The organism is Pseudomonas sp. SLBN-26, from assembly GCF_006715895.1.
Classification (GTDB): domain Bacteria; phylum Pseudomonadota; class Gammaproteobacteria; order Pseudomonadales; family Pseudomonadaceae; genus Metapseudomonas; species Metapseudomonas otitidis.
In genome coordinates this window covers 6,241,658-6,255,959 of record NZ_VFOB01000001.1, presented here as the reverse complement: position 1 = coordinate 6,255,959, position 14,302 = coordinate 6,241,658, and the positions used below count along the sequence as shown (strand labels likewise).

Sequence of the window (14,302 nt, the reverse complement as noted above, 5' to 3'; positions counted from 1 at the left end):
GCCGAGACTTGAAGGTCTCGATAATTAAAAATCATAATCGCGCGCCGTATATTACACAAGGCCATCGACATTAAAGACTTAGGCACTCGCATGCATACTGCACGTCTACCTTTAAATACGTATGATAGCGAGGCGCTTTCAGCCCATAAGCACTATGCTAAGGCACAAGCGCCCTTATCAGTCACCAGTAAACTTATGGATGGTCTGAAGTAGCCCTACATTTTGGTCAATTTCAGCCTTCGCCGCTTTTAAAATGATCAAAACTTTCGAAAAACGATCAGATCACCCGCCTACACCACTTCTTCCCCTGCAACCTGCCCCTGTTAACAATGTGTGGAATAATTTCCCACATTACAGGTACTCCTCTTTTGCCACCGGCCTTCATATTAGCTTTTCAAGAATAAGGCGACTGGCATAACCGTTCCCATATGGCATTTCATGAGTCATCACTGTAGATTTGATGAGCCCCGCATAAGCGTCGCTGATTCGAGACTTATTAGCCCCTACTAACTGATTCCAGCCCAATTCGACCGTCTCCACCCACTCAGTCTCATCACGCAGCGTAATGCAGGGCACTTGATAGAAGAATGCCTCTTTCTGTACACCTCCCGAGTCAGTCAGAATCACCTTGGCGGCCTGTTCAAGCGCGACCATATCAAAAAATGGAAGAGGTTCGACCACAATCAGGTCAGACAGGTAGCGCTCAAGGCCGTAAAGCTGAAGAAATTTTTTAGTGCGAGGATGCAATGGAAACACAACGGGAATGTCGCCAGCAATTTCAGCCAAAGCGGAAATGATGCCCCCAAGTCGTACGGGATCATCAGTATTTTCAGCACGATGGCAGGTAGCAAGCGCAAACGCCTTCTCTGTCAGCTCTAGCGCCCCCAGCACATGGCTATTGACAAGCGCTCGCTCGCGATAGTGAAGCGCCACGTCGTACATCACGTCGCCGACGTTGTGCACCCCTTGGGTCAGGCCTTCACGCGCGAGGTTGTCGACAGCGGTCTGAGTTGGGCAGAAAAGAAGTGTCGAAATCCGATCGGAAAGAATTCGGTTGACCTCTTCCGGCATGCGCATATTGAACGAGCGCAGGCCGGCCTCGACGTGAGCCACCGGAATGTGCAGCTTGGCGGCGGCCAGTGCACCGGCCAGGGTCGAATTAGTATCGCCGTAAATCAGCACCCAGTTCGGCTTCTCGTCGATTAGAATCTTTTCGATCCCCTCCAGCATCCGCCCCGTCATGACGCCGTGAGTTCCCCCGGAAATATCCAAGTTGTACTTAGGTACAGGGATTTCCAGTTCGTCGAAGAAAACCTGAGACATGTTAGGGTCGTGGTGCTGACCGGTGTGGACCACAATCTCTTCAAGCATGTCGGGGTGCTTGAGGATTTCGCGCGATACCGCAGCCGCCTTTATGAATTGCGGACGGGCTCCGACGATGGTGACAATTTTGTGCGTCATACGGAAAGGCTCGCGTTTAGAGCCTTAATGATTGTTTGTTGGGAGGCTTCATCCAGATACGGATGCATCGGCAGACTCATGACCTCATTGGCCACACGGTCACCAATAGGCAGGCGCGCCACCTCATCAGCCACCGCCGGCTGGCGATTCAGCGGGATCGGATAATGCACGGCCGTGGGCATCCCCGCCTCCTTCAATTGCTGCTGCACATGGTCACGTTCATTCACGCGCACCGTGTATTGCGCCCAGGCGCTGCTGTTATGCGCCTCCACATACGGGGCCTCCAGGCCGATCTCACCCAGCAGGCTTGCATACCGGGCCGCCACTCGCTGACGCAGTTCCAGTTCCTCGCTGAAAATCTCCAGCTTGGGCAGCAGGATAGCGGCTTGCAGGGTGTCCAGCCGGCTGTTCACTCCCACTCGAATGTGGTGGTAGCGGCGGTCCTGCCCATGGCGAGCGATCTGGCGCAACACGATGGCCAGTTCGTCGTCGTCGGTAAACATCGCCCCACCGTCACCGTAGCAGCCCAGCGGCTTGCTCGGGAAGAAGCTGGTACAGGCCATGCGGCTCAGGCTGCAGGAGCGGCGACCCTTGTAGGTCGCACCGAAGCTCTGGGCGCCATCTTCGATGACGGTGATGCCGTGCCTGGCAGCGATGATGTTGATGGCATCGAAGTCGGCGCACTGGCCGTACAACGAAACCGGGATAATGGCTTTGGTGCGACCACTGATCGCGACTTCGAGCAGCGCGGGATCGAGGTTGTAGGTACGCGGGTCGACATCCACGTACACCGGCTTCGCGCCGAGCAGCGCAACAGTTTCCGCAGTGGCAATGTAGGTGAAGCCGGGAGTGATCACTTCATCACCCGGACCTACACCGAGGGCCATCAGGGCGATCTGCAGGGCGTCGGTGCCATTGGCCACACTGATGCAGTGCTTCACACCCACGAAGGCGGCGAGCCTTTCCTCCAGCTCCGCGACTTCCGGCCCCAGGATGTATTGCCCGTGTGCGAGCACCCGCTGGATTCCCGCATCAATGCGTTCTTTTAGGCGGGCCTGCTGCGTCTTGAGGTCAATGAATTCGATCATGCTGCTGGTTCCTTGCTCAGCGTCTTGCCTTGCAGGCGATAACACGCGCCGGTGTGCTCACATTGCGCTACGCCCTCACCCTCCAGCGGCAGGGGCAACTGCTCGCCGAACTCGCTCATCCAACCAATCTGCCGGCCTGGTACACCGACCACCAGTGCATAGGCCGCCACGTCTTTGTTAACTACCGCGCCGGCTCCCACGAAGGCGAACGCGCCGATGGTCACGCCGCAGACTATGGTGCAGTTGGCGCCGAGAGTGGCACCTTTGCCGACCAACGTGCTGCGGTATTCGGCCTTGCGCTCAATCAGCGAACGCGGGTTGTAGACGTTGGTGAACACCATGCTGGGCCCGCAGAACACGCCATCTTCGAGGGTGACATTGTCGTAGACCGAGACGTTGTTCTGGATCTTCACATCGTCACCGATCACCACCTTGTTGCCGACGAAGACATTCTGCCCCAGGGAGCATCCCTTGCCGATTCTCGCGCCTGCGCATATGTGGACGAAGTGCCAGATGCGGCTGCCTTCGCCGATCTGCGCGCCGTCGTCGACGATGGCGCTGGGGTGTACCTGATAAGCCATCACGACCTCAGCGCAGCAGGCGGGCGAGGAATGGATGTCTCTCCCCATCGCGAGCGGTAACCGGGGCGACCGAGCGGATGACGTCGACCGTCTCAACGCAATGCCTGGCGTCTTCAATGCCATAACCCTTGCCATTCAGGATTGCCTGATAGCTGACGGTATGCAGGTCGGTGAAGCCTTCGGAGAACTCGATCTCCTCGCCATCGACGGTGATCGAGCGGTAGGTCGGCTTTTTGCCTTTCACGGCATCCGGCAGGTCGTTGGCATCGATCGAGAGGAACCAGCGCACCCGGGCATTCTCGTACTCAAGATAGCCTGCGGCCTTGTGGTTGTGGCTGTAGTGCACAACGTTGCGCTGCAACTTGCCGAAGATGAAATGCAGCATGTCGTAGAAATGCACGCCGATATTGGTGGCAACACCGAAGGACTTGCGCGGGTCGCCCTTCCAGCTCTCCATATACCATTTGCCACGCGAAGTGATGTAGGTCAGCTCTACTTCGTGCTTGTGTTCGCTCTTGCCACCCTGCACACGATCCTTGAGGTCGATGATCGCCTGATGGTGGCGCAGCTGCAGGATGTTCCACAGGCGCTGACCGGTCTCGCGCTCGGTCAGCGCAAGGTCATCCAGCAGATGCGGGCTCGGCACCAATGGCTTTTCGCAGATCACATCGCAGCCCAGACGCAGGCCAGCGTTGATATGGGGATGGTGCAGGTAGTTCGGGCTACATACCGAGACAATGTCCAGCGCCTGGCCAGGCTGGCGCTTCAGGGACCAGGCGTGGTCGTAGAAGCGTTCGAACTCAGTGAAGAACTCGCTCTGCGGCGACAGGCTGTCGATGATCCCTACCGAGTCATTGATGTCATAGGCGCTCACCAGCTCATTGCCGGTGTCCTTGATGGCGCGCATGTGCCGCGGCGCAATGTAGCCGGCAGCACCAACTAGGGCGAAACGCTTCATGGGTCCACTCCAAACAACTGCGCCCCGGCATGCCGGAGCGGCAAAACAACGAAATCAGGCTTTGACGATATGGGCTTCTGGCGCGCGGTACTTGCCACGGCTATCGACCAGCAGGCGGGCGTGCTCTCGAATCAGCTCATAGTCAAAACGCGCGTGATCGGTCGCCAGCACCACGGCGTCGAAGGATGCCAGGTTCTCCGCCGTCAACGCCTCGCTGCTCAACTCGAAATGGTGCTCGCGCATCTTCGGAAAGACAGGCACGTGCGGATCGCTGTAAGCCACCACACCGCCCTTGGCCTCAATCAGTTCCATGATCTCCACGGAAGGCGACTCACGCATGTCATCGACGTTCTTCTTGTAGGCGATGCCCAGCACCAGAACGCGGCTACCTTTCAGCGCCTTGCCACGGTCATTCAGGCCGTCCATTAGCTTGCTTACCACGTACTCCGGCATAGCCCGGTTTACTTCACCCGACAGTTCGATAAAGCGGGTGTGCAGGCCGTACTCGCGCGCCTTCCAAGTCAGGTAAAAAGGATCAATTGGGATACAGTGACCACCCAACCCCGGGCCCGGGTAGTAGGCGGTGAAGCCGAACGGCTTGGTCGCCGCCGCATCGACCACCTCGAAAATATCAATGCCCATGCGATCGGCAACGACCTTCATTTCGTTGACTAGGCCGATGTTCACTGCACGGTGGATATTCTCCAGCAGCTTGGTCATCTCCGCCGCCTTGGTGGAGCTTACCGGCACAACGCGATCGATAGCTTGCTCGTACAGCGCGACACCAACCTCAAGGCATGCCGGGGTATGGCCACCGATCACCTTGGGAATGGTACGAGTCTCGAAATCAGGGTTACCCGGGTCTTCGCGCTCTGGCGAATAAACCAGGAAGATGCTTTCGCCCACCTTGAGCCCGCCTTCTTCTACGCGCGGGAGCAGCTCTTCTTCAGTAGTGCCCGGGTAGGTCGTACTTTCCAGCGATACCACCTGGCCCGCACGCAGGTAAGGCTTGAGCGCATCAGTGGTATTGATCACGAAGCTCATGTCCGGCTCGCGATACTTGTTCAGCGGAGTGGGCACGCAAAGGATCAGAGCATCACATTCGACAGCACGAGAAAAGTCTGTCGTCGCCTCGAAACCTGAATCACGCGCTTGGGCGATCTTACCCGCCGAAATGTGCTCGATATAGCTATGCCCAGCATTGAGCTTTGCCACCTTCGATTCGTCAATATCGATGCCCAGCACACGATAACCAATAGCGTTGTAGCGAAGCATCAACGGCAGGCCTACATAGCCAAGACCGACGATGCCGATCAATGCATCTTTTCCCTTGAATCTAGCGACACTAGCCAGACGAATCTGATCTGACATCAAATTAACTCCAAAATTTTAATTTCGTGGTCGCGCGACAGAAGCCCAAAAAGTCGCCTGTAGATGGCGCCACTGGAAAGAGAACAATATTTTAGTAATTATTCGCAAATCCCGATAGCTATTGCGGGCAGCTGGGCCATCATCAGCCGCATGCATTCTGCACGAACAGCAACTCTGGAAGGATGTGAAAGGAGGCAATAAATCAGAGGAAGGGAAATGACTTACTCCTCATTCACCCTATCCCGAAGCTCCTTGCCCGGCTTGAAGTGAGGTACGAACTTCCCATCCAGACGGACTGACTCACCAGTCTTAGGATTACGCCCTGTACGAGGTGCACGGAAGTGCAGAGAGAAACTACCGAAGCCACGTATCTCGATACGATCCCCCGTGGCCAGTGCCTGGGACATCTGCTCGAGCATAGTCTTGATGGCAAGCTCCACATCTTTCGAGGAAAGCTGGCCCTGGTGGGTAACGATTCGTTCGATCAACTCCGACTTGGTCATGGTTTTCCCTTCTATATCAAGCGGCTAGATCAGCTCTACGCGGTTTTAGCATGGCCACGGAGCTTTGAACAGCCCTAACAACCGAGGGTAAAACTCAGACAACAAAAAGGGCGACCCAGGCCGCCCTTTCCGATGAAGGAATCAGGACTTAGCCCTGATTCTCCATCTGAGCACGAATCAGATCACCAATAGTGGTCGGACCGGTGCTTTCGGATTCCTGCTTACGCAGTTCCTTCATTGCGTCTTTCTCGTCGTCCACGTCCTTCGACTTAATGGACAGGCTGATAACGCGGCTCTTACGGTCGATGCTGATGATCTTGGCTTCGACTTCTTCGCCTTCCTTCAGCACGTTGCGGGCATCTTCAACGCGATCGCGGCTGATTTCGGAGGCTTTCAGGATGCCTTCGATATCGTTGCCAAGGGAGATTACAGCGCCTTTGGCGTCAACTTCCTTGACGGTACCACGGACGATGCTGCCCTTCTCGTTCAGGGATGCATAGTTGGAGAACGGATCATCTTCCAGCTGCTTGATGCCCAAGGAGATGCGCTCGCGCTCCGGATCAACGGAGAGGATAACGGTTTCCAGCTCGTCGCCCTTCTTGAAGCGGCGTACGGCTTCTTCGCCAACTTCGTTCCAGGAGATGTCGGAGAGATGAACCAGACCGTCGATACCACCTTCCAGGCCGATGAAGATACCGAAATCGGTGATCGACTTGATGGTGCCGGAGATCTTGTCGCCCTTGTTGAAGCGGCTGGAGAAATCTTCCCACGGGTTGGATTTGCACTGCTTGATACCCAGGGAGATACGACGACGCTCTTCGTCGATATCCAGGACCTGAACTTCCACTTCGTCGCCGACCTGAACGACCTTGGACGGATGGATGTTCTTGTTGGTCCAATCCATCTCGGACACGTGCACCAGGCCTTCTACACCCTCCTCCAGCTCGGCGAAGCAGCCGTAGTCGGTCAGGTTGGTAACGCGAGCCATGACGCGGGTGCCTTCCGGGTAACGGGCCTTGATGGCAACCCACGGATCTTCGCCCAGTTGCTTCAGACCCAGGGAGACGCGGTTGCGCTCGCGGTCGAACTTCAGGACCTTGACGTCGATCTCGTCACCAACGTTGACGATCTCGGACGGATGCTTGATGCGCTTCCACGCCATGTCGGTGATGTGCAGCAGGCCATCTACACCGCCCAGGTCAACGAACGCACCGTAGTCGGTGAGGTTCTTGACGATACCCTTGACTTGCTGGCCTTCCTGCAGGGATTCCAGCAGCGCTTCGCGCTCGGCGCTGTTCTCGGCTTCGAGGACGCTACGACGGGAAACGACAACGTTGTTGCGCTTCTGGTCCAGCTTGATGACCTTGAACTCGAGCTCTTTGCCTTCCAGGTGAGTGGTATCACGCACCGGACGCACGTCGACCAGGGAACCCGGCAGGAATGCACGGATGCCATTGACGTCGACAGTGAAGCCACCTTTGACCTTGCCGTTGATAACGCCCTTGACCACTTCTTCGGCAGCGAAAGCCGCTTCCAGAACAATCCAAGACTCGGCGCGCTTGGCTTTCTCGCGGGACAGCTTGGTTTCGCCGAAGCCGTCTTCCACAGCATCGAGCGCAACGTGCACTTCGTCACCGACCTTGATGGTCAGCTCGCCCTGCTCGTTGTAGAACTGCTCGACCGGGATGACACCCTCGGACTTCAGACCAGCATGGACGGTGACCCAGTCACCATCGATGTCGACCACGATGCCGGTGATGATCGCACCGGGCTGCATGTCGAGGGATTTCAGGCTTTCTTCAAAAAGTTCTGCAAAGCTTTCGCTCATGTTGATTCCTGTTGATCAAGGGCGAGATTCGCCCAAAGCCACACTCCAGACAATGTGGGTTTGTTCATATAAAAAGAGTCTTGCGGGGCTTTAGACTGGTCTTCCCGCATGCCTCTCTGGGTTACCCGGCGAGATCGCGAGTTGCGACCTCACTGAGAATACGTTCCAGCACCTGCTCGATCGAGAGATCGGTGGAATCCAGCAGGATCGCATCGGGCGCCGGCTTAAGCGGAGCCACCGCACGCTGCGTATCACGCTCGTCACGTGCGATTATCTCGTCAAGTAGACTCGGCAGATTAACATCCTCGCCTTTGCCCTTCAACTGGAGATAACGGCGTCGCGCCCTCTCCTCGGCGCTTGCGGTCAGGAATATCTTGAGTGGCGCATCGGGAAATACGACGGTTCCCATATCACGCCCGTCTGCAACAAGGCCGGGGGACTCACGGAACGCACGCTGGCGTTCCAGCAGCGCATCGCGAACCGCCGGCAAGGCAGCCACCTGGGAAGCGCCCGCCCCTACCACCTCGGTTCGGATCACATTGGACACATCCTCGCCTTCGAGCACGATGCGCTCACTGCCATCCGCTGCGGAAAGGAACTGCACGTCCAGATGAGCCGCCAGAACCGTCAGCGCTTCCTCATTGGTGAGGTCGACACCGTGGTTGCGCGCGGCAAATGCCAAGAGGCGGTAGAGCGCGCCCGAATCAAGCAGGTTCCAGCCCAGGCGCCTGGCCAGCAAGCCACACAGAGTGCCTTTGCCGGATCCTCCTGGTCCGTCGACGGTTATGACAGGTACGCCACTCATCACTTGCCCTCTTCCGCTACGCGGATTCCAACCTGCGAAGCCAAGCCCAGGAAGTTCGGGAAGGAGGTCGCCACGTTCGCGCAGTCATGGATTCGGATCGGAGCCCCGGCGCGGAGCGACGCCACCGTGAAGGACATGGCGATCCGGTGGTCGCCATGCGCCCAGACTTCACCACCCCCCATCGGGCCGCCCTCAATGACGATACCGTCCGGGGTCGGCTCCGCCTTCACGCCCAAAGTCTGCAGGCCATCAGCCATGACCTGGATACGATCGGACTCCTTGACCCGCAACTCTTCCGCACCACGTAGCACGGTACGTCCCTCGGCGCAGGCAGCCGCGACGAAGAGCACCGGGAACTCATCGATGGCCAGGGGCACCAGGTCTTCGGGAATATCAATACCCTTGAGCTTGGCTGCCCGAACGCGGATGTCGGCAACCGGTTCGCCGCCTACTACACGCTGGTTCTCCAGGGTGATGTCGCCGCCCATCAGCTTGAGAATATCGATCACCCCGGTACGAGTCGGGTTGATGCCGACATGCTCGAGCAGCAGCTCGGAACCTTCAGCGATGCTCGCCGCCACCAGGAAAAAGGCAGCCGAGGAAATGTCGGCAGGCACCTCGATCTTGCAAGCCGTGAGCTTGTGCCCGCTCTCGACGCTCGCGGTATTGCCCTCCACCCTCACCGGGTAGCCAAAGCCCTGGAGCATGCGCTCGGTGTGATCACGGGTAGGGGCCGGCTCGGTAACGGCGGTCTCACCGGCAGCATACAGGCCGGCAAGCAGCAGGCAGGACTTCACCTGGGCGCTGGCCATGGGCATGTCGTAGCTCATCCCGGTCAGGCGCTGGCCACCGCGGATGGTCAGCGGCGGACGCCCCTCGGGGCCGGTTTCGATCACCGCCCCCATTTCGCGGAGCGGCTTGGCCACGCGATTCATCGGGCGCTTGGAGAGAGAAGCGTCACCGGTCAGGGTGGTGTCGAACGGCTGGGCCGCCAGCAGACCGCTTAGCAGACGCATGGAAGTGCCGGAGTTGCCCAGGTAGAGGGGACCCGGCGGCGGCTTGAGGCCATGTAGGCCAACACCATGGATGGTCACACGACCATGATGAGGGCCTTCAATGACAACGCCCATGTCACGGAAGGTCTGCAGCGTCGCCAGGGCGTCCTCACCTTCGAGGAAGCCTTCCACCTCGGTGGTTCCTTCGGCCAGGGAGCCGAGCATGATCGACCGATGGGAGATGGATTTGTCGCCAGGAACGCGAATACGGCCGGAAATTTGGCCACCGGGCTGGGCAAGGTAGATCAGATCGTTATTGTGCATGGCGTCCACATAGGCCCTGCGGGCCAGGATTTTGCTGAAATGCTCGCGGGCGAAGCGGGCGCGGGTGAACACGCCCAGCAACTCATGCCCATCCCCAGCGTCGACCGCAGCGCGCAGCGCGTCGAGGTCGGCGCGAAATACGTCCAGGATCCGCAGCACAGCCTCGCGATTGGCGAGGAAGATGTCGTGCCACATCACCGGATCACTGCCGGCGATCCGCGTGAAATCACGGAAGCCACCAGCGGCGTAACGGAAAATCTCCAGGTTCTCGCTGCGCTTGCCGAGCGAATCGACCAGGCCAAACGCCAGCAGGTGCGGCAGATGGCTGGTCGCAGCGAGCACCTCGTCGTGGTGCTCGACATCCATGTGCTCGACATCGGCACCCAAGGCCCGCCAAAGCTGGTCGACCTGCTCCAGGGCTGCCGGGTCGGTATTCTCTGCCGGCGTGAGGATCACCTTGTGACGACGGAACAGACCCGCGTTGGCCGCTTCCACCCCGCTCTTCTCCGAACCCGCGATGGGGTGACCGGGGACGAAACGCGCCGGCATCTGGCCGAACGCCACGCGTGCAGCGCGCACCACATTGCCCTTGGCACTTCCCACATCGGTCAGCACGGCCTTTCCAAGGTCAAGCGCGGCCAACTGCCCCAGCAGCTTCTCCATGGCCAGTATCGGCACCGCCAACTGGATCACCTCAGCCCCGCGACAGGCGGCATCCAGATCGCTCTCGCAGCGATCCACCACCCCCGTCTCGACGGCGATGCGGCAGGACTCCGGATCCTTGTCCACACCCACCACCTCGGCGAACACACCCTTCTCGCGCAAACCCTTGGCGAAAGACCCGCCAATGAGACCGAGCCCAATCACCACCAGGCGCCCGAAGATAGGGCCACCCCGTTGCAGGGTCATGACATCAGGCACGGGCGAGCACCTTGGCCAGCGCCTCCAGGCAACGGGCGTTTTCCGCCGGCAGGCCGATGGAGACACGCAAGAAGGTGGGCATGCCATAGCCACCCACCGGACGAAGGATCACACCCTCGCGCAGCAAGGCGGCATTGATGGGGGCAGCGTCACGACCGAAGTCGACAGCGATGAAGTTGCCTTTGGAAGGAATCCACGTCAGACCCAGGGCGCGGAACCCCTCTTCCAACTGAAGCATGCCGGCATCGTTGATCCGGCGGCTTTCAGCAAGGTAATCAGCATCGTCCAGCGCTGCGCAGGCCGCAGCCAGGGCCAGGCTGTTGACGTTGAAGGGCTGGCGCACGCGGTTCAGCACATCGGCCACCTGGGCGCTGGAAAGACCGTAGCCGACCCGCAGGGACGCCAGGCCATAGGCCTTGGAGAACGTCCGCGAGACCAGCAGGTTCGGGTAGCGCGCCAGGTAATCGAGACCATCGGGCAACTCGTCGCCCTCGGCGTACTCGATATAGGCCTCGTCCAACACCACCAGAACGTTTTCCGGCACCTGGGCAAGGAAGCTCTCCAGGGCGGCAGGGCCGAACCAGGTACCGGTGGGATTGTTGGGGTTAGCGATGAAGACGACGCGGGTATTGGCGTCGATGGCCGCCAGCATGGCCGGCAGGTCATGACCAAAATCCCGGGCCGGAACCACCTTGCCGACAGCACCCACGGCCTGGGTGGCGATGGGATAGACGGCAAAAGCGTACTCGCTGAACACCGCATTCAAGCCAGGCGCCAGGTATGCCCGGGCCACGAGATCGAGAATGTCGTTGGAGCCATTGCCGAGGGTCACCTGGGCCGGCGTGACGCCGCAGCGTTCGGCCAGGCGGCGCTTCAGCTCGAAGCCGTTGCCATCGGGGTAGCGGGTCAGCTCGGCCAGCTCGGCACGAATGGCCTCGAGAGCCTTGGGGCTCGGGCCGAGCGGATTCTCGTTACTGGCCAGCTTGACGATGCCGGACGGATCGAGGTCGAGCTCACGGGCCAACTCATCCACCGGCTTGCCGGGCACATAGGGTGAAAGTTTCTGCACGCCCGGCTGGGCAAGGGCAAGGAAGTCACAGGACATAGCTGCACGCCTCAAGCTTTGGACCACAAGCCGGAAGCCACGCGCCGGATCTGTTCAGCAAGAGGCTTGCGGCCTGTGACCGTCGATTCAGAGAACCGCTTTGGGATAGGAACCGAGCACCTTCAGTGCCACGGCCTCCTGGTTGATCTTCTCCAGCACGTCCTTGATCAGCGGATCACGATGGTGGCCCACGAAGTCGATGAAGAAAACGTAGGTCCACTTGCCACTGCGGGACGGGCGGGTCTCGATGCGGGTCAGGTCGATGCCGTTGTTGTGGAACGGCACCAGCAGCTCGTGGAGCGCCCCCGGCTTGTTGCGCATGGAGACGATGACCGAGGTCTTGTCGTCGCCGGTGGGCGGCACTTCCTGGTTACCGATGATGAGGAAACGCGTGGAATTGTCCGGGCGGTCCTCGATCTTCTCGCACAGCTTGGTCAGGCCGTAGAGACTGGCCGCCATGTCGCCGGCGATGGCGGCGGAGTTCCACTCGCTCTTCACCCGCTTGGCCGCATCGGCATTGCTCGAAACCGCCACGCGCTCGACGTTGGGGTAATGAGCATCCAGCCACTTGCGGCACTGCGCCAGGGACTGGGCGTGGGAGTAGATGCGGGTGATGTTGTCGGTCTTGGTGTTCTCCCCCACCAGCAGGTGATGGTGGATGCGCAGCTCAACTTCACCGCAGATCACCATGTCGTGCTCGAGGAAGCTGTCCAGGGTGTGGTTGACCGCACCCTCGGTGGAGTTCTCCACCGGCACGACACCGAAGTTGACTGCACCTGCAGCCACCTCGCGGAACACCTCGTCGATGGCGGCCATCGGCGAGCTGATCACCGCATGGCCGAAATGCTTGAGGGCAGCCGCCTGGGTGAAGGTGCCTTCCGGCCCCAGGTACGCCACCTTGAGGGGCTGCTCCAGGGCCAGGCAGGAGGACATGATCTCGCGGAACAGCCGCGCCATTTCCTCGTTGTCCAGCGGCCCCTGGTTGCGCTCCATGATGTGCTTGAGCACCCAGGCTTCGCGCTCGGGGCGGTAGAAGACCGGCTTCTCGCCCTCCGGCAGGGACGCCATCTTCACCCGCGCCACATCCTGGGCGCAGCGGGCGCGCTCGCTGATCAGCTCGAGGATCTTCTCGTCAAGGCTGTCGATGCGCAGACGCAGGGCCTTCAGTTCCTGGTCGGACATCACGCGCGCTCCTTCTCGAACTCCGCCATGTAGGCCACCAGAGCCTCGACCGCATCCAGGCCCACGGCGTTGTAGATGGAGGCACGCATGCCGCCTACGGAGCGATGGCCCTTGAGGTTGAGCAGGCCACGGGCATCGGCGCCGGCGAGGAAGTCCTTGTCCAGGCGCTCGTCAGCCAGGCGGAACGGCACGTTCATCCAGGAGCGAGCATTGTGCGCGATGGGGTTGGTGTAGAAGTCGCTCTTGTCGATGTAACCGTAGAGCAGGTCCTTCTTGGCCTTGTTGCGTGCCTCCATGGCCTGGACGCCACCCTGCTCTTTCAACCACTCGAACACCAGGCCCGAGAGGTACCAGGAGAAAGTCGCCGGCGTGTTGTACATGGAGCCGTTATCGGCCGCGATCTTGTAGTTGAGCATGGTCGGGCAGGACGAACGGGCACGGCCCAGCAGGTCCTCGCGCACGATCACCACCACCAGGCCGCTGGGACCGATGTTCTTCTGCGCGCCGGCGTAGATCAGACCGAAACGGGAAACGTCCATCGGGCGGGAAAGAATGTCGGACGACATGTCCACCACCAGCGGTACGTCGCCAACCTCCGGGATCCAGTCGAACTGCAGACCGCCGATGGTTTCGTTGGAGGCGTAGTGCAGGTAGGCCGCATCCTTGGACAGCTGCCACTCGTTCTGGCCAGGAATGGCGAAATAGTCGTAGCCCTTGGCGCTGGCCGCGACGTTGACGCGACCGAAGCGGCTGGCCTCTTCAATGCTCTTCTTCGACCAGATGCCGGTCTCGACGTAGTCGGCCACGCCGTTCTCGGGCAGCAGGTTCAGCGGAATCTCGGCGAACTGCTGGCTGGCGCCGCCCTGGAGGAACAGCACCTTGTAATTGGAGGGAATGGACAGGAGGTCGCGAAGATCCTGCTCGGCCTTCTCGGCAATGGCCACGTAGTCATCGCTGCGATGGCTCATCTCCATCACGGACAGGCCCTTGCCCTGCCAATCGAGGAGTTCGGCCTGGGCACGTTGCAGTACAGCGTCCGGAAGCGCGGCGGGGCCGGCGCAGAAGTTATAGGCTCGCTTGCTCACATCCATTCTCACTGGGTAGCGCGAGGGCATAAGCGCCCTCGCAGGTTTTTCTTCTACCGAACGGACGGGCCGGCGAAGGCCCGCCCTTGCCACAC

12 protein-coding genes are annotated in these 14,302 nt (G+C 59.7%); all 12 read right to left on the bottom strand.

Annotated elements, in window-relative coordinates; genetic code table 11:
- Positions 1–381: 381 nt before the first annotated feature.
- The gene (wecB, locus tag FBY21_RS29095; protein ID WP_142016090.1) at positions 382–1,461 is read right to left on the bottom strand and encodes a non-hydrolyzing UDP-N-acetylglucosamine 2-epimerase; all 1,080 of its coding nucleotides are present in this window, start codon (positions 1,459–1,461) and stop codon (positions 382–384) included.
- On the bottom strand, positions 1,458–2,549 hold the full coding sequence (locus tag FBY21_RS29090) for a DegT/DnrJ/EryC1/StrS family aminotransferase (protein ID WP_142016085.1): 1,092 nt from the start codon (positions 2,547–2,549) through the stop codon (positions 1,458–1,460). The genes wecB and FBY21_RS29090 overlap by 4 nt, the downstream gene beginning before the upstream one ends.
- On the bottom strand, positions 2,546–3,130 hold the full coding sequence (wbpD, locus tag FBY21_RS29085; RefSeq protein WP_142016081.1) for a UDP-2-acetamido-3-amino-2,3-dideoxy-D-glucuronate N-acetyltransferase: 585 nt from the start codon (positions 3,128–3,130) through the stop codon (positions 2,546–2,548). Before wbpD ends, FBY21_RS29090 begins: the two co-directional genes overlap by 4 nt.
- Before the next feature lie 7 nt (positions 3,131–3,137).
- On the bottom strand, positions 3,138–4,088 hold the full coding sequence (locus FBY21_RS29080; RefSeq protein WP_142016077.1) for a Gfo/Idh/MocA family protein: 951 nt from the start codon (positions 4,086–4,088) through the stop codon (positions 3,138–3,140).
- Between the two features lie 54 nt (positions 4,089–4,142).
- A complete protein-coding gene (wbpA, locus tag FBY21_RS29075; RefSeq protein ID WP_142016073.1) occupies positions 4,143–5,459 on the bottom strand; it encodes a UDP-N-acetyl-D-glucosamine 6-dehydrogenase in 1,317 nt (438 codons plus the stop codon).
- Positions 5,460–5,680: 221 nt separating this feature from the next.
- Positions 5,681–5,962 carry an integration host factor subunit beta gene (gene ihfB / locus FBY21_RS29070; protein ID WP_142016069.1) on the bottom strand — a complete coding sequence of 94 codons (282 nt, stop codon included), beginning with the start codon at positions 5,960–5,962 and terminating at the stop codon, positions 5,681–5,683.
- A gap of 148 nt (positions 5,963–6,110) precedes the next feature.
- Positions 6,111–7,790 (bottom strand): 30S ribosomal protein S1, encoded by a 1,680-nt coding sequence (gene rpsA / locus FBY21_RS29065; protein ID WP_142016066.1) that lies wholly within the window; start codon positions 7,788–7,790, stop codon positions 6,111–6,113.
- Positions 7,791–7,911: 121 nt separating this feature from the next.
- Positions 7,912–8,595 carry a (d)CMP kinase gene (gene cmk / locus FBY21_RS29060; protein WP_142016060.1) on the bottom strand — a complete coding sequence of 228 codons (684 nt, stop codon included), beginning with the start codon at positions 8,593–8,595 and terminating at the stop codon, positions 7,912–7,914.
- A complete protein-coding gene (locus tag FBY21_RS29055) occupies positions 8,595–10,823 on the bottom strand; it encodes a bifunctional prephenate dehydrogenase/3-phosphoshikimate 1-carboxyvinyltransferase (protein ID WP_142016667.1) in 2,229 nt (742 codons plus the stop codon). The genes cmk and FBY21_RS29055 overlap by 1 nt, the downstream gene beginning before the upstream one ends.
- Before the next feature lie 4 nt (positions 10,824–10,827).
- Entirely contained in the window at positions 10,828–11,940 is a 1,113-nt protein-coding gene (gene hisC, locus FBY21_RS29050) for a histidinol-phosphate transaminase (RefSeq protein WP_044408725.1), read from the bottom strand.
- Between the two features lie 87 nt (positions 11,941–12,027).
- Positions 12,028–13,122 (bottom strand): prephenate dehydratase, encoded by a 1,095-nt coding sequence (gene pheA, locus FBY21_RS29045; protein ID WP_069560944.1) that lies wholly within the window; start codon positions 13,120–13,122, stop codon positions 12,028–12,030.
- Positions 13,122–14,207 (bottom strand): 3-phosphoserine/phosphohydroxythreonine transaminase, encoded by a 1,086-nt coding sequence (gene serC / locus FBY21_RS29040; protein ID WP_142016057.1) that lies wholly within the window; start codon positions 14,205–14,207, stop codon positions 13,122–13,124. Before serC ends, pheA begins: the two co-directional genes overlap by 1 nt.
- Positions 14,208–14,302 lie beyond the last annotated feature (95 nt).

Coding starts and splice junctions, on each gene's coding strand:
- pheA (WP_069560944.1), bottom strand. CDS start 13,122: ATGTCCGACCAGGAACTGAAGGCCCTGCGTCTGCGCATCGACAGCCTT.
- hisC (WP_044408725.1), bottom strand. CDS start 11,940: ATGTCCTGTGACTTCCTTGCCCTTGCCCAGCCGGGCGTGCAGAAACTT.
- FBY21_RS29080 (WP_142016077.1), bottom strand. CDS start 4,088: ATGAAGCGTTTCGCCCTAGTTGGTGCTGCCGGCTACATTGCGCCGCGG.
- wbpA (WP_142016073.1), bottom strand. CDS start 5,459: ATGTCAGATCAGATTCGTCTGGCTAGTGTCGCTAGATTCAAGGGAAAA.
- rpsA (WP_142016066.1), bottom strand. CDS start 7,790: ATGAGCGAAAGCTTTGCAGAACTTTTTGAAGAAAGCCTGAAATCCCTC.
- cmk (WP_142016060.1), bottom strand. CDS start 8,595: ATGAGTGGCGTACCTGTCATAACCGTCGACGGACCAGGAGGATCCGGC.
- ihfB (WP_142016069.1), bottom strand. CDS start 5,962: ATGACCAAGTCGGAGTTGATCGAACGAATCGTTACCCACCAGGGCCAG.
- wecB (WP_142016090.1), bottom strand. CDS start 1,461: ATGACGCACAAAATTGTCACCATCGTCGGAGCCCGTCCGCAATTCATA.
- wbpD (WP_142016081.1), bottom strand. CDS start 3,130: ATGGCTTATCAGGTACACCCCAGCGCCATCGTCGACGACGGCGCGCAG.
- FBY21_RS29090 (WP_142016085.1), bottom strand. CDS start 2,549: ATGATCGAATTCATTGACCTCAAGACGCAGCAGGCCCGCCTAAAAGAA.
- FBY21_RS29055 (WP_142016667.1), bottom strand. CDS start 10,823: ATGACCCTGCAACGGGGTGGCCCTATCTTCGGGCGCCTGGTGGTGATT.